This window comes from Prolixibacteraceae bacterium, assembly GCA_019720755.1.
GTDB lineage: Bacteria > Bacteroidota > Bacteroidia > Bacteroidales > Prolixibacteraceae > Halosquirtibacter > Halosquirtibacter laminarini.
In genome coordinates this window covers 2716695-2738146 of sequence record CP081303.1, presented here as the reverse complement: position 1 = coordinate 2738146, position 21452 = coordinate 2716695, and the positions used below count along the sequence as shown (strand labels likewise).

Annotated in this window: 23 protein-coding genes; 19 read left to right on the top strand and 4 right to left on the bottom strand. The window is 35.7% G+C overall.

Annotated features, from left to right (window positions below):
- Positions 1 to 134: 134 nt before the first annotated feature.
- From rpmB to K4L44_10655, 11 genes are all read left to right on the top strand, one after another.
- Positions 135 to 377, top strand: a complete 243-nt coding sequence (rpmB, locus tag K4L44_10705) for a 50S ribosomal protein L28 (protein ID QZE13059.1) — start codon at positions 135 to 137, stop codon at positions 375 to 377.
- Between the two features lie 14 nt (positions 378 to 391).
- Entirely contained in the window at positions 392 to 574 is a 183-nt protein-coding gene (gene rpmG, locus K4L44_10700) for a 50S ribosomal protein L33 (GenBank protein ID QZE13058.1), read from the top strand.
- An 8-nt stretch (positions 575 to 582) separates the two neighbouring features.
- On the top strand, positions 583 to 735 hold the full coding sequence (locus tag K4L44_10695; protein QZE13057.1) for a DUF4295 domain-containing protein: 153 nt from the start codon (positions 583 to 585) through the stop codon (positions 733 to 735).
- Between the two features lie 124 nt (positions 736 to 859).
- Positions 860 to 1813, top strand: coding sequence for a signal recognition particle-docking protein FtsY (ftsY, locus tag K4L44_10690; GenBank protein ID QZE13056.1), 954 nt, complete (start codon positions 860 to 862; stop codon positions 1811 to 1813).
- 126 nt (positions 1814 to 1939) lie between these two features.
- A complete protein-coding gene (locus tag K4L44_10685; GenBank protein QZE13055.1) occupies positions 1940 to 2479 on the top strand; it encodes a hypothetical protein in 540 nt (179 codons plus the stop codon).
- A 1-nt stretch (position 2480) separates the two neighbouring features.
- The gene (locus K4L44_10680; GenBank protein QZE13054.1) at positions 2481 to 2957 is read left to right on the top strand and encodes a DUF4268 domain-containing protein; all 477 of its coding nucleotides are present in this window, start codon (positions 2481 to 2483) and stop codon (positions 2955 to 2957) included.
- A gap of 424 nt (positions 2958 to 3381) precedes the next feature.
- On the top strand, positions 3382 to 3870 hold the full coding sequence (locus K4L44_10675) for a T9SS type A sorting domain-containing protein (protein QZE13053.1): 489 nt from the start codon (positions 3382 to 3384) through the stop codon (positions 3868 to 3870).
- A gap of 5 nt (positions 3871 to 3875) precedes the next feature.
- Positions 3876 to 4604, top strand: coding sequence for a hypothetical protein (locus K4L44_10670; GenBank protein QZE13052.1), 729 nt, complete (start codon positions 3876 to 3878; stop codon positions 4602 to 4604).
- Between the two features lie 25 nt (positions 4605 to 4629).
- The gene (locus K4L44_10665; GenBank protein ID QZE13051.1) at positions 4630 to 5484 is read left to right on the top strand and encodes a hypothetical protein; all 855 of its coding nucleotides are present in this window, start codon (positions 4630 to 4632) and stop codon (positions 5482 to 5484) included.
- The gene (locus K4L44_10660) at positions 5485 to 5841 is read left to right on the top strand and encodes a hypothetical protein (protein QZE13050.1); all 357 of its coding nucleotides are present in this window, start codon (positions 5485 to 5487) and stop codon (positions 5839 to 5841) included.
- Positions 5842 to 6062: 221 nt separating this feature from the next.
- A complete protein-coding gene (locus K4L44_10655; protein ID QZE13049.1) occupies positions 6063 to 9245 on the top strand; it encodes a DUF4981 domain-containing protein in 3183 nt (1060 codons plus the stop codon).
- A 339-nt stretch (positions 9246 to 9584) separates the two neighbouring features.
- On the opposite strand, the gene K4L44_10650 is transcribed toward K4L44_10655, so the two are convergent.
- Both K4L44_10650 and K4L44_10645 read right to left on the bottom strand, forming a co-directional pair.
- Positions 9585 to 11417: a DUF3413 domain-containing protein gene (locus tag K4L44_10650; protein QZE13048.1), complete on the bottom strand. Its 1833-nt coding sequence runs from the start codon at positions 11415 to 11417 to the stop codon at positions 9585 to 9587.
- 202 nt (positions 11418 to 11619) lie between these two features.
- Positions 11620 to 12195 carry a PhnA domain-containing protein gene (locus K4L44_10645; protein QZE13047.1) on the bottom strand — a complete coding sequence of 192 codons (576 nt, stop codon included), beginning with the start codon at positions 12193 to 12195 and terminating at the stop codon, positions 11620 to 11622.
- Between the two features lie 301 nt (positions 12196 to 12496).
- Between K4L44_10645 and K4L44_10640 the strand changes: the two genes are divergently transcribed.
- The 6 genes from K4L44_10640 to K4L44_10615 all read left to right on the top strand — a co-directional run bounded on the left by K4L44_10640 (position 12497) and on the right by K4L44_10615 (position 17178).
- Complete coding sequence (locus K4L44_10640) at positions 12497 to 12994, top strand: hypothetical protein (protein QZE13046.1); 498 nt, start codon at positions 12497 to 12499, stop codon at positions 12992 to 12994.
- A gap of 61 nt (positions 12995 to 13055) precedes the next feature.
- On the top strand, positions 13056 to 13775 hold the full coding sequence (locus tag K4L44_10635) for a 16S rRNA (uracil(1498)-N(3))-methyltransferase (protein QZE13045.1): 720 nt from the start codon (positions 13056 to 13058) through the stop codon (positions 13773 to 13775).
- 21 nt (positions 13776 to 13796) lie between these two features.
- Positions 13797 to 14945: an endonuclease/exonuclease/phosphatase family protein gene (locus K4L44_10630; GenBank protein QZE13044.1), complete on the top strand. Its 1149-nt coding sequence runs from the start codon at positions 13797 to 13799 to the stop codon at positions 14943 to 14945.
- A gap of 96 nt (positions 14946 to 15041) precedes the next feature.
- Entirely contained in the window at positions 15042 to 16163 is a 1122-nt protein-coding gene (locus tag K4L44_10625) for an AhpC/TSA family protein (GenBank protein QZE13043.1), read from the top strand.
- Positions 16164 to 16296: 133 nt separating this feature from the next.
- Positions 16297 to 16473 (top strand): (2Fe-2S)-binding protein, encoded by a 177-nt coding sequence (locus K4L44_10620; GenBank protein QZE13042.1) that lies wholly within the window; start codon positions 16297 to 16299, stop codon positions 16471 to 16473.
- Between the two features lie 240 nt (positions 16474 to 16713).
- The gene (locus tag K4L44_10615) at positions 16714 to 17178 is read left to right on the top strand and encodes a MaoC family dehydratase (protein ID QZE13041.1); all 465 of its coding nucleotides are present in this window, start codon (positions 16714 to 16716) and stop codon (positions 17176 to 17178) included.
- A gap of 176 nt (positions 17179 to 17354) precedes the next feature.
- On the opposite strand, the gene K4L44_10610 is transcribed toward K4L44_10615, so the two are convergent.
- Together K4L44_10610 and K4L44_10605 are read right to left on the bottom strand one after the other, a co-directional pair.
- Positions 17355 to 19046: a tetratricopeptide repeat protein gene (locus tag K4L44_10610; GenBank protein QZE13040.1), complete on the bottom strand. Its 1692-nt coding sequence runs from the start codon at positions 19044 to 19046 to the stop codon at positions 17355 to 17357.
- 50 nt (positions 19047 to 19096) lie between these two features.
- Complete coding sequence (locus K4L44_10605; protein QZE13039.1) at positions 19097 to 19654, bottom strand: 1-acyl-sn-glycerol-3-phosphate acyltransferase; 558 nt, start codon at positions 19652 to 19654, stop codon at positions 19097 to 19099.
- A 196-nt stretch (positions 19655 to 19850) separates the two neighbouring features.
- Between K4L44_10605 and K4L44_10600 the strand changes: the two genes are divergently transcribed.
- Together K4L44_10600 and K4L44_10595 are read left to right on the top strand one after the other, a co-directional pair.
- Positions 19851 to 20507 (top strand): TatD family hydrolase, encoded by a 657-nt coding sequence (locus K4L44_10600; protein QZE13038.1) that lies wholly within the window; start codon positions 19851 to 19853, stop codon positions 20505 to 20507.
- A gap of 22 nt (positions 20508 to 20529) precedes the next feature.
- Positions 20530 to 21243 carry a tRNA threonylcarbamoyladenosine dehydratase gene (locus K4L44_10595; protein QZE13037.1) on the top strand — a complete coding sequence of 238 codons (714 nt, stop codon included), beginning with the start codon at positions 20530 to 20532 and terminating at the stop codon, positions 21241 to 21243.
- The last annotated feature ends 209 nt before the right edge of the window (positions 21244 to 21452 follow it).

Below are 21452 nucleotides of genomic sequence, written 5' to 3'. Positions count from 1 at the left end.
TCATCAGTCGAACTATTGTTGAAATAAAAGTGTTTGATGTCGGAGGACGAACCACATTGAATATTTCTCTTTTATTGAAAGATAGAGACTTTGAGGATAATTAAGAATTAGGACGGAATAAAAAATTATTGACAATGTCAAAGGTTTGTCAGATAACCGGTAAAAAAGTAATGGTGGGAAATAATGTTTCTCACTCGAACAGGAAGACTAAAAGAAAGTTTTTTGTAAACTTATTTACAAAGAAACTATACCTTCCTGAGGAGGATCGTTGGATCTCTCTTAAAGTATCAGCAGCAGGTTTGCGTATTATCAACAAAAATGGGCTAGCTGCTGCATTGAAAAATGCACAACAAAAAGGCTATATTACTAACTTTTAATTTTAACTTAGACGATGGCTAAGAAAGGTAATAGGGTTCAAGTGATTTTGGAGTGTACTGAGCACAAAGAGAGTGGTATGCCAGGTACTTCTCGTTATATCACTACAAAGAACCGTAAGAATACTCCAGATCGTATGGAGTTGAAGAAATACAATCCGATTTTGAAACGAGTAACTCTTCACAGAGAAATAAAATAATTTGAGGTATGGCTAAAAAAGCAGTTGCATCACTTCAAAAAGGTGCTGGTAAAGGTTACGCTAAAGTAATCAAGATGGTGAAATCAGAGAAGTCAGGTTCATATACTTTTTCTGAGAGTATCGTTCCTAATGAAGAAGTAAAGGATTTCTTTAAGAAATAATCTACTATTTTTATTATAAAGGAAAGAAATAAGAAAGCTTTTATCAATTATTTATTGATAAGAGCTTTTTTTATATGTCAAGTATTGAATATATTTGTATCATAAGCATCAAATAATATATCTAATGGGAATATTCGATTTTTTCTCAAAAAAGAAGAAAGAGAGTCTTGATCAAGGACTTGCAAAGACTAAAGAGGGTGTCTTTAAAAAGCTTTCACGTGCTATTGTTGGTAAAACAACAGTGGATGATGAGGTGTTGGATAATCTTGAAGAGGTGTTGATTACTTCTGATGTGGGAGTGGATACTACTCTGAAGGTTATTGAGCGTGTGGAGCAACGTGTGGCTGAAGACAAGTACCTTGGAATAAAAGAGCTGCAGGGAATTTTGCGTGACGAGATTTCATCTCTTCTAGAGGAAAATAATTCTGGAGATACCGTGTTGGATTTTGAATCTCCTCTTCCACAAAAGCCTTATGTAATTATGGTTGTTGGGGTGAATGGGGTTGGAAAGACAACTACAATCGGGAAGATGGCTTATCAGTATAAGAAAGCTGGTAAGAAAGTAGTGTTGGGGGCTGCCGATACATTTCGTGCAGCTGCGATTGATCAACTTCAGATTTGGTCGGAGAGAGTAGGTGTTCCTATTGTAAAACAACAGATGGGTTCGGACCCAGCTTCTGTTGCTTATGATACACTATCATCTGCTTTAAATAGTGATGCAGATGTAGTGATTATTGATACTGCTGGTCGTCTTCATAATAAGATTAATCTGATGAACGAATTGTCTAAGATTAAGAGAGTTATGGATAAGGTGATTCCAGATGCACCTCATGAGGTGATGTTGGTGTTGGACGGTTCTACTGGACAGAATGCTTTTGAACAAGCAAAACAGTTTACTGCTGCTACGGAGGTTACAAGTATGGCCGTTACTAAGTTGGACGGTACAGCCAAAGGAGGGGTCGTGATTGGTATTTCAGACCAGTTTAAGATTCCAGTGAGATATATTGGAATTGGAGAAGGTATGGAGGATCTACAAGTGTTCTATCGCAATGAGTTTGTGGATTCGTTGTTTGGATAGTATATTTCTAGAACTAGATATAGGAAGAATGCTATGGATAGCATTCTTTTTTTTGTTGAAAAAAGTGGAGATGAATTGGGGGTATAATCGAACAATTTCGTCTTTTCAACTGTAATTAAAAGTACTATGAAAGAGAAAGGAATAAATAAGAGCGAGATTGTAGCATTGCTTCAATCTGGTCATCAAGAGAGAATTGCAGAAGCCATTGCAATGTTGAGAGAGCATGGAGATAGTTCATTTCTTCCAGAAGTGATTGGTGTTTTAAATTCGACAAACGACTCTTTGGTTGTTCGTTCCATCTTAGGGCTGTTTGCAGATATAAAACATACAAAGGCAATCCCATATATTATAGAGGCTATTAAACAAGCTCCAAATGCTGATGTACAGAAAGATTTGGTGTCGATATGTTGGGAGAACGGGATGGACTTTTGTCCTCATATTTCTGTTTTTGTTGATCTTGTTTTGCATAAAGAGTTCCTTGTGGCTTTTGAGGCATTTACTGTGATCGAAAACATGGAGGGCATCGTGGATGATTCCAAGAAGAAAGATTTGGTTGATTTAATTGAATCAGCAATTCCAGATACAACCCCAGAGAAAGAGGGATTGCTTTTAGATCTAGTTCAAATCATCCCAAATATTAAACCAGCAGAGTCGTACGAATCATAGTATGTATAGTAGAGAAGAGAAGAGGGATTTGGTTGTCAAGTTTTGGGACGATTTTAAATTATATACCAAACAGCATAATATAGAACGAAGTGTGTATTCTAAATGGATGTTGGATCACACGGGAATCAAAGAAATTGATTTGCGCTTTGAAGTAGATCGCCGATTTGCAAGTGTGAGTCTGGATGTGACTGTTAAAAGTGAGGATAAAAGATTGTTGATTTATGAGATCTTAGTGCAGTTTAAACTTCTTATAGAAGATGGCTTTGAAGAGCCTTTGGAGTGGGAATTGTTGTACGAGAAAGAGAATGGACAGATGGTATCACGTATCTCTATTATTATGGGAGATGTGGATATTCATAAACCAAAACATTGGCCTAAGATTATGGATTTCTTGTATGAAAACATGACGAGGCTTCAAGATAATTTTATAGAGATAAAAGATGTGATTGAAGATAGGGTGAAACACCTTTACCGTTAGTATCCTTAAATTTTATTCACTATTCAAAATATTAAAAGAGGGTATCCAATTTTGTTGGGTATCCTCTTTTTTGTTTAAAACGATTTTAGATAATAAGAAAAGTAAAAGCTCACTTATTGGTAATGGGGCAGGTTGTGTCGTCATTTTTCTTCTTCTTTCAGTGTGTATAATGAATCCTCAGACGACTTCGGGGTTTAGTAATTGAACTAATTTTAACATTGTCTGTTCTTTGTGTGAGTTAAATAGTCGGATTTTTCTTACATGCCAATTGGACTGTATACTTGGGATGAATTTATTTATTCGCATCATTTTAAGTTTTTTTTTCAAAGTGTTTTCTTCATCATGTATATGGTAAATATTGGTTTCTTTTAAGAAGAGTCTACTGATTTAATGAACTAAATATAAATTTTAACTTGATTTGCGGATGATAAAGAATATTTACTTTTTAACATGTTTGCTATTTGCCTTTTCTGCTACTACAGCAATTGCACAAAGTTCATGTAATAGTAGTGGACAAAAGATCTTGGGGATTAATGGGGCAACAATAAGTTATTCTATCGGTCAAGCTGTAGTCAATAGTTCTATAGAAAATGGATATGTTTCTAGTGGGGTACATCAGCCATATGAAATATTGATTTTAGTAGGGGTTGATGTTAAAGACATTGATTTATTCGATATTTCAGCGTATCCGAACCCTGTGATAGATTTTCTGCAAATAGAAGTCGGTGGAAACCATCGTTATGAACAGCTATCTTATCGATTATTCGATTCACAAGGTAAATTACTAAGTACCAGTAGTATCACTTCAGGTAAAACAAGAGTTGAAATGAGCTCTTATCTATCTGGAGTTTTCTTTTTGTATGTCATGAGACGAAATATAAAATTGAAAGTATTTAAGATTATAAAGACCTAATTGATATGAATAGAATTTTACATAAGCTTTTACTCTTACTAATGGTAAGTTGTAGCACTACCTTTTCTATATTTGCTCAAAGTCCAGAAGCCATAAATTATCAAGCAGTCATCCGAAATGGTAAAGGTGAATTGCATGTTAATAAAGAAGTTGGTATGAAGGTCAGTATCCTCAAATCTTCCGTTGAAGGGGCAACGATTTATACAGAAACTCATAACATTATAAGTAATAAAAATGGATTGGTTTCGATTCAAATAGGAACCGGGAGCACTTCTGATCCGTTTTCCAATATTGATTGGGCAGAAGGGGTATTCTTTATTAAAGTGGAAACAGATATTACTGGTGGTAGTGACTACACTTTGGTAGGGGTGAGCCAACTATTAAGTGTTCCTTATGCATTACATGCAAAAACGGCAGAATCTATTAGTGGTACACTAAATGAATCAGATCCGCTATTTTCTGATTGGGACAAATCCGATGGTATCGTAATTCAAGCATCGCAGATTATTGATCAAGAGAATATTGCAGTCAAAGAAAAAGATGGTGATGTTACCAATGAGATTCAAGATTTGTCGTTAGAGGGTGATATTTTAAAGATAACTCGTAACGGCACCGCTACCTCTATTGATTTGAGTAAGTATTTGGATAATGAGAATACACAACTTACTACTGAAGAGGTAAAAAAATATTGTAGCAGCTGTAGGATATCTGAAGGTAGCAGATCTACAGGATGACGATGCGAACAATGAGATTCAAGATTTGTCGTTAGAGGGTGATATTTTAAAGATAACTCGTAACGGCACCGCTACCTCTATTGATTTGAGTAAGTATTTGGATAATGAGAATACACAACTTACTACTGAAGAGGTGAAAAATATTATCGCTGCAGTAGGATATGTAAAGGTTGCAGATCTACAGGATGACGATGCGAACAATGAGATTCAAGATTTGTTGTTAGAGGGTGATATTTTAAAGATAACTCGTAACGGTACTGCTAGCTCTATTGATTTGAGTAAGTATTTGGATAATGAGAATACACAACTTACTACTGAAGAGGTGAAAAATATTATAGCTGCTGTAGGATATCTGAAGGTAGCAGATCTACAGGATGACGATGCGAACAATGAGATTCAAGATTTGTCGTTAGAGGGTGATATTTTAAAGATAACTCGTAATGGTAGTGCTACTTCTATTGATTTGAGTGGGTATCTAGATAATACTACATTAACTCCTATTCAGGTCGATGCCATCGTTACTGCCAAAGGGTATATAAAATCAACCGATATTATAAGCAAAGCGGATATTGATTCTCCAACTTTTACAGGGAGCCCAATTTTGCCACCTGGGACTACTACTCTTACACATGGAACTACTGATATTTCATCAAAATTTGCAACTACTGCTTACGTTCACAATATTATTGCTGAGTACAAACCTGCATATATGACAGCTACGATATATAATGAAGGATTGATTCGGCTTTCTGGTAATTTAACTGGATCTGCTGAAGCGCCAATGATCAAGATTGATGGAAACCAAAAAGGGGACTTGATGTATTATAATGGATATGAATGGGGATTGGTTCCTGCAGGGGGAGAAGGTCAGGTTCTATAAATGAGTAATGGGGTCCCTATTTGGAAAGATGCAAATTCCTCTAGTGGAGGGTCAGTTGAAGCTGTTGAATCTGTTACTCGAATTATCAAAGGAGAAGTTAATTCAAGTGGAAATGTTGTGTCAGGAGTTGGTTTTACTGCAAATAAAAATGGAAGCAATGACTATATTATTACTTTTAATCAGAGTTTTTCTGAAAAACCAGTTGTTGTGTCTAATTTAGTATCGGGTAGTCCTCGTTATTTTACAACGGAAATAAAGAGTATTACTACAAACAGTGTTATCATTAAGGTAATTGATCCAATTAATGGTGCTATTATGACAGGAGGCTTTACTTTTATTGTAATGGGTACAAAATAGTTTCTTTATAGCAGATTAGGTAAAGAGAGGGCGTAATGTTGTACTTTATTGTTGCATAAAGTTTACCACTAAGACTTTACATGTAATTTAAGGTATACTATGTGAATAATCTGTTGTATTAATAGTTTCATAATTAAGATCATAATGCTTTTTTATTTAAGGATAAAAAGCATTATACTTGTAAGTAAGATTGAATTATAAACTTATAAAACAACTAAAGAATGATTACACATTGGAAAGCTAAATTAGCAGTTCTTATGCTATTTTCTATTTCTACTTCCTTTGCGAAGTCGAAACAACATGATTGGGAGAATCAGCATGTTATTGGTATTAACAAAGAGCCTGCCCATACTTCGCTGGTTCCTTATGTGAACTTAGATGAAGCCTTAGTCGGAGAGGAGTTAAACTCTTCTTTGGTGAAGACTCTAAATGGGGTTTGGAAATTTCATTGGGTGAAAGCACCCCAGGATCGTCCTGTTGACTTCTACAAGAAATCGTTTGATGTTTCGCATTGGGATGATATCGAAGTTCCTTCAAATTGGCAAATGAAGGGATATGGAGTGCCTATCTATACGAACGTAACGTATCCGATGGCAAAGGATGCACCGAATATTATGACTCCTACACCAGCTTCTTGGACCAAAACAAAATATCCGAACCCTGTAGGATCTTATAGAAGAATTTTTACGGTTCCTTCTAATTGGGATGGGAAAGAGATCTTTCTTCATTTTAAAGGAGTGAAGAGTGCAATGTATGTATGGGTTAACGGACAAAAGGTCGGATATAGCCAAGGTTCGATGACTCCTGCGGAATTTAATATTACTAAATATCTTGAAAAGGGAGATAATGAGATTGCTGTAGAGGTATACCGCTGGAGTGATGGTAGTTATCTGGAGGATCAGGATTTTTGGAGATTTTCTGGTATCTATAGAGATGTAGTTCTTTTTGCACGCCCTAAGACTTATCTGAGAGATTTCTTCTTTAAGACTACGCTTTCTGATAGTTATCAAGAGGCAAATATCGATTTAGATTTGAAATTTAGAGGTCGTGGGGGTGTAATCGCTTATGATGCCTATCTACTGACTCCTTCTGGAGAGAAGGTGGCATTGAAGTCAGGAAAAGTTTCTTCTGGTTCTACTAAAAAAGATAAGATTGTTCATATATCGAAGAAGATAGAGAATCCTCTTCTTTGGTCTGCAGAGATACCAAACCTTTATACTTTGATCATCGATCAGAAAGATACTAAAGGTGATCGTATTGAAGTGGTAAAACATATGGTTGGTTTCCGTGATATTAAGATCAAAGACCAGCAGTTTTGGGTGAATGGAAAGAGTGTCTTATTAAAAGGGGTTAATAGACATGAACACGATCCTATTGATGGTAGAGCGGTTTCAAAAGAGTCGATGATTCGTGATATTGTTCTAATGAAGCAGCATAATATTAACACTGTACGTACTTGTCATTATCCTGATCATCCTTACTGGTACGAGCTATGTGATCAATATGGTTTGTATGTCGTGGATGAGGCAAATGTAGAGTCTCATGGTTATGGCTATGGAAAAGAGAGTTTGGGACATGATCCTTCTTGGGAGAAAGCCCATGTAGATCGTGAAGTGTCGATGGTGGAAAGAGATAAAAACCACCCTTCGATTGTGATGTGGTCTTTAGGTAATGAGGCTGGTCCTGGACGTAACTTCGTTGCTGGAAAGAATGCAATTCTTGCTCTAGATACTTCTCGCCCGATTCACTACGAGCGAATGAATAAGATTGCAGATGTGGAGTCTACTATGTATCCTTCTGTAGAGGACCTTATTAAAGAGGGAAAAGAGAACAACTCTCAGCCATTCTTTATTTGTGAGTATGCACATGCGATGGGTAATGCAATCGGAAACTTAAAAGAGTATTGGGATGCTATCGAAACATACCCTCGTCTTGTTGGTGGATGTATCTGGGATTGGGTCGATCAAGGGATTCGCAAAGAGGTTCCTGGTAAGCCTGGTGAGTATTTCTATGCTTATGGTGGTGATTTTGGAGATAAACCAAACTTGAATAACTTCTGTGCTAATGGGGTGATTCCTTCGGATCGTTCTATCTCTGCAAAACTTGAAGAGGTGAAGCAGATTTACCAATATGTAGGTTTCACTTTAGATGGATCTAAGAAGGTTACTATTAAGAACAAATATCAGTTTATTAACTTATCTCAGTATCGTGTGAAGTGGGAGTATTTGAAGAATGGAGTTTGTGTCTCTTCAGGATATAAAGAGATGCCTTCTATTGCTCCAGGAGAGAGTTCAAGTGTGGCTGTTCCTTATGAAGCAACTGAACTAGACAGTAGCGCTGACTACTATTTGAATATTTCGTTGATTACTAAAGAATCTAATCTTTGGTCTGAAGTAGATCATGTGGTGGCACATCAGCAGTTGTTGTTACAAGATAGAAGTTCTTTTGACTTTGTGAAACGTCATGATGCTCTTGGTGCTGTAAATGTGGAAGATGGAAAGAAGCAGTTGACGCTTTTGGGTAAAACATTTGAAGTGTCATTCGATAAGAAGTATGGTGTGCTAACTCACTTGAAGTATGGTCAGGAGCAACTTATTGATATGGATATGTCGAAGGCTGCAAAACAAAAAAATGGTGCAATCCGTACAGCAAATCACTTTAAAGCGGTCGTTCCTCAGTTGTTTAGAGCTCCTGTAGATAATGATTTCCACTTCGGGAATGGAGTAATTAAGAATTGGAGAGAGGCTGGATTGAACGACCTTTCTTTCAAATGTAATTCATTTAAGTTTAAACCTCTTGATAACGGGGCTGTACAGGTGAAGATGACCATTGAGACCATCGCGAAGAAAGGATATACGCTAGAAACGAAGATGACTTACGTGGTCTATCCTTCTGGTGCTATCGAACTTACTTCGGATTTTGCTCCTGATAAATTTGGTGCTTCTTTGCCTCGCCTAGGATTGGAGTTCGAATTAGAACCTCAGTTTAATGCGGTTGAATGGTATGGTAGAGGCCCGTGGGAGTCGTATCGTGATAGAAAACAATCTGCTTTTATGGGTGTTTACAACAAAATGGTAGACAACTTGGAGGAGAAATATATCAAACCACAAGATAGTGGTAATAGAAGCGACGTACGTTGGGTTGCTTTTGTGGATAGAGCAGGAAAAGGAATGAAAGTTTCTAGTGATAAGAAATTTAACTTTGATGCTTCTCGCAATACCCCTTCTGAAATCTATGATGCCAACCATCCTTATGAACTGACTCCTTATGCGGAGACGGTTGTAAATATCGATGTAGAACATCAAGGATTAGGAGGTGCTAGTTGTGGTCCCCCACCAATGAAGCAGTATAGAATGAATGATAAGCAGAAGCAGCTTTATCTTGTGATAGAGCCTATTCTATAGATTATTTTATCATATAAAATAAAAAGAGGGTGTTCAATCTATTTGGGCACCCTCTTTACGTTTTTTATATATTATCTCGTGATCGTTATTGGTGTTGAGGGGGATATAGATTTTTAGAGAGTCGAATATGTAAATACTTCGAAAGGGGAATAAGGAGTGGAAGCGTTGGATGTTTTTAAGTTGTAGATAATCACTCTGTTTATCTTATGATAGTGATGGAGTGAGTGTTTTTATTGTATCGTAATTTTTTTATATGCTCTCTTATTGGCTATGTTTTTAAACGATAAAAAAAGGGAATATCCTATTGGATACCCCCTAAGTGTTTTTGTGTGAAATGGGTTATTGTTCCCCATAATATTGATTGGTAATTTTAAGCGCACTGTTTAATGCTTTTGCGTGAATGGATTCCTCTTCTAGTGGATTTAGAGATAGATCCGTCAGGTCGTATGTCCCATCATAGTTAACACAAGTGATCCTGTCTTTCTCTCTAAAAGCAAAATTGGTTTTTGTTCCCATAACGATAGGCATACGATCCTCTTCTGAGAAGAAGTTCTTCCCCACAGAGTAACTTGAGGTTTTTGTCTTACAATGAAAAATATCTTGCATCATTGTAGGAACAAAGTCGTAGTGGGTAGTAAAGTGTTCGTATGATCTATGTTCCACTCCAGGAATATGAATTATCATAGGTATTTGCGTTTGGAACTCGGTAAAATTACCTCCATGTCCCCAATAGTTTTTGTGATTGTCGTTAAACTCCTGTCCATGATCTCCTGTAATGACTATCATTGTGTTGTCCAAAAGTTGCTGTTTCTTTATCTCTTCGATCACTTCTTTGACTTGATTGTCGACAAAATGCAGGGTATTTTTGTATAGATTAAAATATTTTTCTCTATTTAAATCGTTGGATAGTTTCTCGTATTTAGGATATTTCCATTCTGGAGAGAAAGGACCTTTATAATCTTTTGGATGTGCAATAGCATGTGCTGAATCATAAAAAATAAAACTAAAGAAAGGGTCTTTGGTATTGTTTTTATCCTTTATGTATTGGATGAAATTTTTAGTGATTTGAATATCTCTATCAGAGGCCTTCTTCCCTTTCGTCTTTATATTTAGATTATCGATATTTAAAAATACTGTTTGATCAAACTCTGGGTATCTTAGGGTTGCACTAGGAAATGTTTGAATATTGTATCCATATTTCTTTAACGTATTAAAAAATACCGGGGAAATTTCACCTGTTTTCATGTCGTCCCAATATAAGGCTGGGATACCATAGAAAAAGCCAAATACACTTCCTCTTGTTCCATTACTTCCACTATAATGATTCTTAAACTCAAGGTTCTGTGTGGAGAAGTTATAGATATTTGGAGTAATCTTAGGCGTCATACACTGATGGTGCCAAGAGTCGATCATAATAACAATGATATTCGTTTTGGCTTTTTGTGTTACGATCTCCTCTTTGGGATAGTTGATCTCTCTGTTTTTAGAGAGGTGTATCTCTGGATTATGGTTTATCTTCTCTCTATCAACAATATATTTGTAGATGAAAGATTTGGCAGTCAACGGGTAGAAGAGAGGGTAGATGAATTTTGCCTTCATGATAGGCCTATACATGATTGCATCAGCATAGGCAAAACTAATGTTTGTTATAAGGATGAAAGATAATCCAGTGTAGGCAATCCTTCTTACTGCGCTCTTTGCCTCTTTATTTGCTATCTTTTTCGCTATGAATAGAAGCAGAGACTCTAGTCCAACAATCCCAAGTATTACGGCAGTTGCAGTAATATAAGTTTGGGTTCCTATTTGAAATATCTCGCCAGCTCCCTCTCCAAATACCAATCCTAATACAAAACCATTGATGTGGAAGCGGTATAGTTGGTATACAAATGTGTCGATACAGAGCACGGTTTGTGCAAAAGAACCAATCAAAATACATATAGTGTTTAGGACCTTGGGATATTTGTACCCTACTCTTATCGGAAGAAGTAGAACTAAGAATAGTAGAGAGGTGATTGCAAAGAAGTGTCCTATAGAGGCCACTGTGATAAAAGAACCTGATATCCAGGTGACACTGTCTATGTTGTTTAAGTATCTTGTAGAGATTAGCAGACTGACCACTGCATTTAATAGAAAAAAAATGAATGTTTTTCTAGCTATTTTATGCCAATTCATAAAAGGTTAGATTATGTTTTTATAATTACTGTACAAGTATACATAATTTAACCGATATGTAGATAATATTGTTAAGTTAATGTAAAAAAACTAATTAAATATTTAGTTGATCTTTCTTTGCGTAGACTGTGAAAAAAAAGGCAGTATATTGATTTGAAGAACAATGTACTGCCTGTTTAAAACGAAATAGAGCGCTATGTGGCTACTGTTTCTTTACGAATTTGGTAAGAATAACAATATGTTGTCCACTCACTTTTCCTTCAATATGCTCTGGATTGTCTTGTACGAGAGAGATGTTTCGAACAGCAGTTCCTCTTTTTGCAGTAAAGCCTGCCCCTTTTACATTTAGGTCTTTAATTAATGTTACAGTATCTCCATCAGTTAGGGTAGCACCATTAGAATCGATATGCTTGACAGCTCCTTCTTCGTTTTGTTGGTCTTCTCCAGTTGCTTTTGCCCATTGAAGTGTTTCCTCGTCCATATACATCATGTCAAGAAGGTCTTGAGGCCATACCTCTGCTTTTATACGATTAAGTATTCTCCATACCATTACTTGAACTGCAGGAACTTGACTCCACATGCTATCATTTAAGCACCTCCAGTGGTTCGCATCCAAATCTGTATTCCCTTCAATTTGATTTTTGCATGTGTCGCAAATATATACTGCTTTATCTGAATTGTTTTCTTTTACAGGAGGTACTTGATAGCTAGATAGATTCTCTGTTGCTCCACATAGTTCACATTTGTTTTCACTTCTAGTTATCAGTATTTGATCCATTTTCATTATTTTTTAATTGTTATGTATAATTCATCTTCTTCTAAAGATCCGCAAATGTACGCTAGTTTGTGATGAATTTCAATAGGTGTAAAATAGATAATAGTGACCAAGGCCTATTCATTTTTGTTCTAATTATTGACATCGTATCTTTTGTTGTGTGATTTATTATGTGAATATCTTTGTAGGACAATTCTATGTTCATCGAGAAGCTTGTTTGAATATTTTTATGAAATTAAGAAGAAAGAGTTATTTTTATTTATATCATTGACTAAATTAGGAAAGTGAATGATAAATAGAGAGAATGAAGAAGATCGTTTTTATAAGACATGGAAAAGCCGAATCTGCATCGTGGGATGTAGATGATTTTGATAGACAGTTAACTCCTGAAGGGGTTTATAATACAGAGCAAGTATCGTCAAAGGTTTCTGTTAGTGCCCCAATGACTTTGTCGAATGTATTTATGATTAGGAGTGATGCTAAGCGAGCATATCAATCATCTGAGATATATAAGAATCGCCTGAATATTGCAGATGAAAGTTGTGCGATCTCTCATCAATTATATGAAGATTTGACCACAAACGATTTTTTGGATCTGATCGTAAAGTGGGTTCCTTCTCATAAAGATACACTTCTTGTTGTTGGACATAATCCAATGCTTTCGATGTTATCTAACCAACTAGCTAAAGATTTAGATTGTTGGTTGTCTACTGCAAATGCCATATGTATTGAATTTAATGTGTGCGAGTGGATCGACCTTTCGGTTAGATCTGGAGAACCTATTTTTTCTTTATTTCCTTAAGAAATAGGATGGTTTGTTGTTTATTCCTGCTATTTTTGAAAAAAAATAGCAGAAATAAATTATGCACTTATTTTATACTCCAGATCTTGTGGAAGATCGTTATGTGTTAGATGAGGTTGAGTCAAAGCATTGTGTAAAGGTTTTGCGCTTAAAAGAAGAAGATATTATTGAGCTTGTGGATGGTAAAGGAGTCTTTGCTAAAGCTCGTATAATCAATGCGCATCCTAAAGCTTGTGCTTTGGAAATTATTCAAAAGACAGAGGAATTTCAAAAGAGAAATTATCATATTGAGATAGCCGTAGCACCCACAAAGAATATTGATCGTATTGAGTGGTTTATCGAGAAGGCAACCGAAATCGGTGTGGATCGTATAACCCCTGTTTTATGCTCCCGCTCTGAGAGAAAGATGGTTAAGATTCAACGGTTGACAAAAGTTGCAATTTCTGCAATGAAGCAATCAATAAAGGCCTATCTTCCTCAAGTCGATGATCTCATATCTTTTAAAGAGGTGGTGTTAGAACCTTTCGATGGAGAGAAGTTTATTGCACATTGTGAAGAAGATGCTCCTCGTGTCTCATTTGTTCGGACTGTTTTGAGTGATAGGGTGAAAGTTCTTATTGGTCCTGAAGGAGATTTTACGTCGAAAGAGGTGGAATTTGCAAAACTTCACGGTTACAGAGAAATCTCTTTAGGAGAGCAGCGTCTTCGTACCGAAACAGCAGCACTCATGTCTGTAAGTAGTTTTGCTGTATTGCAAGATCTGAAGTCTACAAAAAACTAACTATTCAAAATTTATAACAATATGAAGAAGCTTTTTTTTCTATTTCAGATTCTTACTATAACTTTTTTAAGTTCTTGTGAGAAAAAAGAGTTGACTGTTCGTTTTTCTACTTTTAATAGTGCTCTAAACCGTCCTGAGAAGGGGATGCTGATAAAGGATCTTCAGTCAGGCTCTGTTCAAGCTCAAAATGTTGCATCTATAATACAAGAGGTAAATCCCGATGTGCTTTGTATTCAGGAGTTTGACTATGATGCCAAAGGTGTGGGATTAAGGCTCTTTATGAAGGAGTACCTAGAGAAGGGAGACAAGGCAGTGCACTACCCCTATTTTATGATGTTTCCTTCTAATACAGGAGTTCTTTCAGAATCTGATATAAACAAAGATAATAAATTAAGCCTTCCTCAAGATGGATATGGATTTGGTGCCTTTGAGGGACAGTATGCCTTTGTTATTTTATCAAAGTATCCTATCGACAAAGATGCTGTAAGAACATTCCAATATTTTAAATGGAAACAGATGCCAAATCCTAATTGGCCAGTATTGGAGGACGGCTCACAATGGTTTAATGATACAGAGAAAGAGGACCTAAGAATCTCTTCTAAAAATCATGTAGATGTTCCAATAAAGATAAATAACCATGTAATACATGCTATTATTGCTCATCCTACACCTCCTGTTTTTGATGGAGAGGAGGATCGTAATGGGAAACGTAATTACGATGAGATCCGTCTAATTAAAGACTATGTGGAGCATAAGAGTTATATGGTTGACGATAAAGGAACAAAAGGAGGACTGAAACCGAATGCTTCATTTGTGATCATGGGAGATATGAATGCGGATCCTGTCGATGGGGATAGTTTCGACTCTGCAATCGTCTCTTTACTTCAAAGTGAAACATTAAATAGTGAAGTTGCTGTTGGTGATAAAATCCCATTTAGTAAAGGAGCTACAGAGTATAATAAAACATTTAAGTGGAGTCATAAAGGCCCCGACAATCAAGATACCAATGTGTTTGGCCTTCGTATTGACTATGTGCTTCCTTCTGCGGACCTAATTGTGTTGGAAACTAGTGTTTTTTGGAAAGAGAAATCAGACGCATTAGGAGTGCTTACTTTTGGTAAAAATGCGTCAGACCATCGTTTAGTTTGGTCTGATGTTGTATTAAAATAGGCTTAAATTTGTTTTAATTGCAAAACAATTATATGTTTATCATCTTGTGTTGCAGTTGTATTAACTTATTGGCAGTTAAATTTACTATATTACTTTATGAGAAAAGAAAATACGAAATTTGCATATCTACTAATAGCTCTTTTTTGTCTTTTGTTCTCTTCTTGCAATAAGGAGAAGAGGTATGTGATAAAAGGAGATGTAGAAGGACTAAAGGACGGATATATTTACCTACAGGTGATGGGGGTAGATGGTCCCATAAAAGTAGATTCCACTGAAGTTTATGATAACGAATTTACCTTCGATGGAGTAGTGAAGAAACCAACGCTATGTTATCTTGGTCAAGGGGATAATCTTAGAGGTGCTTTTATTGTTTTTGTTGAGAATAGTAAGATTAAGATCTATGGAGATATCAATGATATTAAGCATGTGGAAATCAAAGGTTCGAAAACACAAGAAAGTTACCGTGCTTTTTACTTGAAAAATGATTCGCTTGAGTCAGAGGTAAAGAAGCTGCGTTCTAAATATAATGAACTGTTAATTGATCCGATCAATAATGAGAAGTTTATCACTAAGTTGAGTAAGAATGTGGAGAATAAAGAGAATGAGTTAAAGAACTATCAGGTCAGTTATATTACTGATAATGCATCTTCTTATGTTTCCCCTTATGTTTTAAGTGTCCTTTCATATTATTTGGATCTAACCAAATTGGAGAATCTGTATTATATACTTTCTCCTGAAGTTCGTCAGACTTACGAAGGTTATTGGGTTGAAAACAGATTGAAGGTTCTTAAAAGAACACAAATTGGTGCGATTGCTCCTGACTTCTCTATGAAGAGCCTGACAGGTGAAATGGTTCGTCTTTCTGATGAGTACAAAAAGAATAAATATACCCTAATCGACTTCTGGGCTTCATGGTGTAGTCCTTGCCGTGTGGAGAATCCAAATATTGTGAAAGCTTATAATAAGTATCATGAAGCCGGCTTTGGGGTACTAGGGGTTTCATTAGATATGAATAGAAGCTCTCTCGAACGAGTAATTAAACAAGATAAGATCGTTTGGATGAATGTTACAGACCTTAATGGGTGGAAGAATTCGGTCGCGGATCTTTATGGAATAAAATTTATTCCTGCGAACCTTTTGGTAGATAGAGACGGTCGCATTATTGCACGTAATTTAAGAGGAGATGCACTATTTAAGAAATTAGATGAACTTCTTTAATATATAGTCTTTCAGTTCCTTTTGTTAAATGCTACATAGATTTTATAATAAAACACCTTTATGTCTTTTATTTGCAAATAATTACTTATATTTGAATTGTATTAAGTTATTGTAGTTGAAAAAGGAAATTATTATGGAAATTATATGTTCTTGTTTTGGTATATCAAAAGATGATATTCAAGACGCTATAGCAAGTGGTCTATCCACTGTAGATGAGGTTGCAGAAGAGACTGGTGCGAGTCATGGATGTGGTAGATGTAGTCAAGAGTTCGACGAGATTACTAAGAGACTTTTGTCTGAGAGCGCATAATCGTTATACAATATTCAAAGAGCTGTCAGTTTAATTGGCAGCTCTTCTTGTTTTAGTATACCTGAACAGCCCCCATTGAGGAATGAATTTTTAAAACAATAGATTCGTTTAGTCTATAAAAAACCTTGAGTTTATAGGGGGTGAGTTTGTTAACATGTTTCTAAAACTATCAATCCCCCTATTTTCTTGTATTAAATTGATTTATCTTTGAGGAAAATTACAATTTGATTAAAATTAGATATGGAAAAGATTGTTGTCTCAAGCTTTGAAGAATTTAAGGCATTAGAAGGAGCGAAATTAGGTATTTCAGATTATTTGAAGATTTCACAGGAGCAGATAAATCTTTTTGCAGATGCAACATTAGATCATCAATGGATTCATACTGATCCAGAGCGTGCTGCAAAAGAGAGTCCTTTTAAATCAACCATTGCTCATGGTTATCTAAATATCTCTGTACTACCATTTCTATGGGAGCAGGTGGCTGAGTTTAAGAATGTCAAATTGATGGTGAACTATGGAATTGATAAACTAAAGTTTGCTCAAGCAGTTACTGTTAATAGTGAGGTTCGACTTGTTGCAGTACTTGATTCTGTCGTGAATCTTCGAGGTGTTGTAAAGGCTGAGATTGATGTAACCCTAGAAATTAAGGATCAACGTAAACCTGCATTAACAGGGAAGTTAATCTTCTTATACCATTTTAACTAATAAATGGATCCCATAAAAAAAGAGATAGATGAATCCTATCTCTTTTTTTGCACTCTTCTTATACAAAGTAACATATCGATGATTTAGCTATAAAGTTATGGCATTTTATAACTCCATCGGCATCCTTTGTTCTAAAAGAAAACCTCTATAGAATATTCTCTATAGAGGTTTTTTAATTATATTCTCATGATAAAGTCTACAAGATTCACTTCAGGAGTGATATCTAACTTCTTACGTAGACGATTTCTTCTTTTGTTTACGGACGTTGGATTAATATTTAAGATCTTACTAATCTCTTTAGAAGATAGGTTGATTCTTAAGTATGCACATAACTTCAGTTCGTCTTGAGTCAGTCCAGGGTATAGTTCTTTCAAACGTCTAAAGAATCCTTCGTGGACGCTCTCAAAGTGAAGTTTGAAGTTTTCCCAATCTTTATCTAGATTGATAAATTCATTGATCTCTCTTACAAGTTTATGTAATTCATCTACATCTTTGTTTTTAGAACGGATATACTCTTTCAGTTTATCTTGTACATTAATCAATGCATTGTTCTTATTCAATAGGTGTATTGAGTGAGTCGAAAGCTGTTGCTTTTTATGCTTCAAGTCATTCTGAAGCTTTATCTTTTCAAGATTATTAAGCTTAGCAAGCGCTTGAGCCGATTCATTTTCCGCAATTAAACGTCTATTCTCATTCACCTTCAATTCATTCTCATGACGAAGGATCTCACTTGTTTGTTTCGAGGTTTTTACTCTATAGCGAGTGAGTGTAAGTGCCAAGATAAGGAGCAGTATTAAGATAATCAAGACAGAATATGTGAGAACATTAAAGAATCTCTCTTCTTGGTTCTCTTTTTCGGTCTCGAGCATCATCTTCTTCAATTGCTCATCTTTCATGCTTATTTCAAGCTGCACTTTTAGTTTCAGTTGCTCACTAATTTGCTGCTCATTCATCTGCTTATCTTGCAGGATATACGATACATGAAAAGCATTTGAAGCCTCTTTAAACTTCTTTTGATCCGTAAATATGCGTCCCATTGTTGCATGGGCAGATATTAACTCTGCACTATTTTCATGAGATGAAAGATAGCGCACCGATTTTTGGAAACGAGTAACGGCAAGGTCATATTTTTTCTCCCAGAAGTATACCAAACCATAATAGTAGTTTATTCTTCCAATCCATATTCTATTTTTGGATTCATTCTTGATCAGAAGTAAACTCTTTTTAAGGAAGCTTTTAGCGAAGGTGAACATCTTCTCTTCTGTGTAGAGCTGTCCAATGTCTGCATAGTTATTTCCTAAACCGACAGAATCTCCGATTGCTTGGTAGATTGTCTCCGCTTTTCTAAAGTATGACAATGCTTTATGAACCTGATGTTTCTCTCGGTAGATATTACCTAAACGATTCAGTAGATCAGCAGAGGAATTTTTATCTCCTATATCCTCAAAAAGTCCAAGGCTTTCGAAACTACATTCATATGCTTTATTAAGGTCTTTAATTTTAAGATATAGATCGCCTAATTTTCGAAGAAGCACTGCTTGTCTATTAGGTTGATTGGCAGGAATTGCCTTCACCCCTTTTTCGATAAAGGTGATTGCCAAAATATCATTGTACTCGCTTTCAAAGAGTTTTCCTAAGCGAATACAGCCTTTGATGTACTCTTCATTAGATATTTTTCTACGCTGGGAAAGGTATTCCAAGCAGTATTCATAAGCTTCTCCATAGTTGTTTGCCTCTAACGCATCTCTACCTAGCATAAATAGAGATTCATCGTCATAGTTATTGTAAGATATGGTCTCATAAGTTTGACCATAACCAACCGAAGCAAATAGAAGAATAGATAGTATAAGGTATAATTTTAATCTCATATATCTTAGAATTTGTTGTTTTTAATAAGCATAGAACCTTGTAATTAGATTTATTCGTATCCAGTTACAAACTGTTCAGGGTGGCAACCTACGACTCCTTTGTCGTGATACCATTTTTTCAATCTCTCGAGGTCTTCTTCAACATTTGAGGTCGTCTCAAAGGGGATATCGAACCGCATCTCTTTTCTTTTAAAATCAAAATAACCAATATATACCGGTACTTTTGCAAGCCTTGATATGGCATGGAAACCACCTTTCCATTTGGTTGTTTTTTTTCTTGTTCCTTCTGGTGTGATTGCCAATCTCATTGTCTCTCTTTGTTGAAAAGTTCGAACAATTTGTTTCAATGAATTAGATCCCTTCTCTCTATTTAAGGGTAGTGCCCCCATTGGTTTTATGATTATTCCAAGAGGAAACTTAAAAAACTCTGATCGAATCATCACATTCGGACTAGGTCCCATGGAAGTATAGCCAATCCAGCATATAACAAAATCCCATAAGCTTGTGTGAGGAGCTCCAACAATAATACATTTTTTGTCTTCAACTTTTGACCCCACCACTTTCCATCCTAATATTCGAATCAAAAATTTACAAAATGTACGTCTCATATATAAAATATTATTATCCTATCTTTTTAAGTTTTCTGACTTCTATACAACTGTTTTTGTCTTAAAATGTTTATACAATGAAAATAATAAATTTATCTTGCATTCACTAGTTGTTCTATATTCAAACTACAAAATAAAACATAATTTATTTATGAATGTACCATCTACTACTTTTTTTTAATAAATATGATGATCTATGGACTGTATATTAATAGATATTCATACTCATCATGCTATAAATACAGAGGAAAGAGATATTTTGACTCTCTCAAGCTACTCAATCTATGATACGATTGATGAATCTTCTTACTTCTCTTTGGGTATTCATCCTTGGGATATTGATAATCATGTAACAGACTGTGCCCTTTTTTTAATTCAAAATCGGATTCACTCTCCTAATTGTATTGCCATAGGTGAGATAGGGTTGGATTATGTAAAAAATAAAAATAGAGAAGCTCAAATGTATCTATTTAAGTCGCTTCTAGAGATGGCGAACAAGAATGAGATGCCTGTACTATTGCATGTGGTAAAGGCATACCATGACCTCTTACGATTTAAATCACTTAATTCTACACCATGGATTATTCATGCCTTCAAACCGAAGGGGTCTATCATGAAGTCGTTAGAGAATATGAATATATATTTCTCTTTGGGTGTTCGAGAGATTCTATGGGCTTCTAAGATGGATACTTTACAGTTAGTCCCTCTTGATCGCCTTTTTCTTGAGACTGACAACTCTGAGAATGATATTTTGTCTGTGTATGAGTTATATAGTGCAAAATCAGGGATTGCGGTAAATAGTCTGAAAAAAATTATCTTTGAAAACTTTTATAAAATATTCACTGTAAAGTGAGAATGTTTAATGTTGATTGAAGATGAGTTGGTTTAGTAGAACAGAGATATTGGTTGGCCAGGAGCCAATGAAGGCTTTAAAAGAAGCGAATGTAATGATTATAGGTCTAGGTGGTGTGGGGGCTTATGCCGCTGAATCGATATGCCGAGCAGGGGTTGGTAAGATTACCATTGTGGATGGGGATTGTGTGGATGAAAGCAACAGAAATAGGCAATTGCCAGCATTAATATCCACTACCGGACTTCCTAAAGCCGAGGTGCTGAGTAAGCGTTTTCTTGATATTAACCCCCAGCTAGAGGTTAGAGTGGTGAATGACTTTATTAAAGAAGATTATATGAATACTTTAATCGAGTCCGATAATTTTGACTATGTGGTAGACTGTATTGATACGCTTTCGCCAAAAGTTAATCTTATCAGAAATTGCGTGGAACGCAATATTCCTATTGTAAGTTCGATGGGAGCGGGTGGTAAATTCGATCCAACACAAATTCAAGTTACGGATATTTCCAATAGCTTTAACTGTAAACTAGCACGTCAAGTAAGAAAACGTCTGGGGAAGTTAGATATTCGAGAAGGAATCCCTGTTGTTTTCTCTCCAGAAGAGGTTGATATCTCAAGAGTGATAGAAGAGAGAGGACAGCATAAAGCATCTGTAGTAGGCACTATCTCTTATATGCCTCCTGCTTTTGGTTGTGCCGTTGCCTCTGTTGTACTACGAAATCTATTGGGAAAATAAAAAAGAGAGGGACGCTAAAATAAGCATCCCTCATCTAATAATGATGGAAACAAAACCACCATAGATTAACCTATAAAACGTTGCTAAGATATGAAAAAATGTAAGGGTATGAAATTATTTGTAACATTATCATGTAATCTACTGATGTTTTAGGACGCTTTATATGATATTCACTCTCTCTGTTTTGTGCTTATTTTGTACATAATAAG